Genomic DNA, 2,437 nt, shown 5'->3' on the forward strand with positions numbered 1-2,437 from the left:
AAACAGGAGACCTAGCCCGTTACCTAGCAGATGGGAACATAGAATACTTAGGACGCATAGACAACCAAGTAAAAATCAGAGGATTCCGCATCGAGTTAGGAGAAATAGAAACCGTACTCAATCAACATCCTGATATCCAGACATCCTGTGTCATTGTCCGTGAAGACAACCCCACAGAAAAACGTTTAGTTGGGTACATAGTACCGAAAAAAGACACAACACCAGAGCTTACAAGCATTCGTCAATTCCTGGTGAATCAACTGCCGGGGTACATGATACCATCAGCCCTGGTCATAGTGGAATTTCTGCCACTGACACCCAACGGTAAAATAGACCGTCGCGCCCTCCCAAAACCAGAATTAGACAGCACAATAGTAGAAAAATATGTTGCTCCACGTACTCCCATAGAAGAACTGTTGGCAGAAATTTGGGGACAATTGCTAAAAGTAGAATCTGTGGGTGTAAATGACAACTTCTTTGAACTGGGAGGACATTCTTTATTAGCAGTCAAATTGGTCAATCATATTCAAAAAGTATTTAATCAAAAACTTGTTTTAAGTAGTTTATTTAACAATCCAACAATTGCTCAATTAGCATTACAAATCTCTGACCATCAAGTGCAGCAATCCCATCCCGATTTGCTCACAGTCCAATCTCAAGGAAATGCCACTCCTATATTTTGTTTACCTGGTAGTAATGGACATGGTTTCTATTTTAAAGACTTGGCTATCAACTTAGAAAATCATCCGGTTTATAGTTTAGAAACTCCAGGTAGAAATGGATTTGGTAAAGTTCCAGAGTCAGTAGAACTGCATGGTAGTCAACTGATTGATTTATTACGTGAGCAACAACCTCATGGTCCATACATACTGGCAGGATATTCAGCAGGTTCTGTTGTTGCTTTTGAAATGGCTTACCAATTGGAAAAGCAGGGTGAAAAGGTAGAATTACTGGCCATCTTAGATGCTGGATTGGTTATTCACCCTGAAGATTTAACTAAGATGACAGATACTGATTGGATGTGGCAATTACTTCTATATATAGAAAATGTAGAGGGAATTTCATTAGGTTTGGATTACGCTGATTTAGCTGCTCAACCAGACGAGTCAGCCCGTTGGCATTTGGCCGCAGAGTATTTATACAAACAAGATGTTCTACCGGAAAACTCAAGCTTGTCTTTACTTAAAACTAATATGCAGGTGATGAAACAAATGGCAATTAATTATCACAATTATCGCCCTTACCATCAAATTTCTGCGCCCATCGCTTTATTCCGCGCTGAAGAAGTGGATGAAGTTGCTTTAAAACAACTTCGTGCTATTTCTAATTACGATTTACCAGATTGGGGATGGCAAGATTGCACACAAAAATCTGTGAAAGTAATATCTGTACCTGGAAATCACTTACGGATGCTGTATGAACCTAATGTCAAAACCTTAGCCTCACACTTACGGATGATGATCACTTAACTGGTGATTCCCTTACGTCGAAATCGGGTTTTCATTAAGTTCGTTCTCAACTTTTTCAGCAAACCCTACTTAGAGGATGTTTGAAAAGTATCAGAATTCATGGAGATCCCCCCAACTCACAAGGGTAGGTATTTTACATTGTCGTGAGGGCAAGACTTGGGGGACAAGGAAGGACAGTGGACAAGGGAGGAAACCCGTGCAAATAATGTACAATTGGTCACAAAAACCGACGCTCAACAGACCATTTTTGTATAAAATCTTCCTTGTCTACAATACCTCCTTGTCTTCCAGGTCCTGCCTTAACAGATAATATTAAAAACCTACCCCTGTGAGCTTACAAAGGGGGGCTAAATTCCTCAAAGTCCCCCTTTTTAAGGGGGATTTAGGGGGATCTGCGGGTGTCAAATCCCACACGAAAAAGTTTTCAAACAACCTCTTAGGGGTTGCTGAATAAATGTAAACCCTAGATAAATCAAGGGATTAAGAATGATGAAAATTAAAATTGCGCCTGGTTTTAGGTACTATGAGCCTAAAAAAGCTTGCACTTTGTGAGTGTTTGCAGAATTTCAAAATAAAAAAACTCCTTGAACTCCTGACTCCTTGATAGCGAAGCGTGGCGTTAGCCATACTCCTAGCCCTCACAGATATAGCCATAGACAAGGCGGTTAGGACATCAACTAATCCTAAAACTTAGACACTAAAAGGCTTCTGGCACTGTCACCTGTTCCCTGTCACCTGCTATAACTTTTTCAGCAAACCCTAGTTAACAGTCTTAACTGTCTACTTAAATGTTTAAAATGTTCTTGCAGTTGACCGCTAAACCTGAGATTATCTGTTTGCTTAGTAAGTATCAATTTTACCAACCAATTTAAAAACCATTAATTTTAAGTTAAATTAAATTAATGTTTTACCTTATAATTGGCGTTAAAGCTATGACACAAGATAATGTATAATGAATAGATTTATTA

The 2,437-nt window shown here is 39.2% G+C and carries 1 protein-coding gene; it reads left to right on the forward strand.

The genetic code is table 11. The features are described 5' to 3' along the window. Positions 1 to 1,469 (forward strand): alpha/beta fold hydrolase (locus tag IQ237_RS25910; RefSeq protein ID WP_228020719.1); only part of this gene is annotated, 1,469 nt, incomplete at its 5' end. Positions 1,470 to 2,437 lie beyond the last annotated feature (968 nt).

The organism is Sphaerospermopsis sp. LEGE 08334 (genome assembly GCF_015207205.1).
Taxonomy (GTDB): Bacteria; Cyanobacteriota; Cyanobacteriia; order Cyanobacteriales; family Nostocaceae; genus Sphaerospermopsis.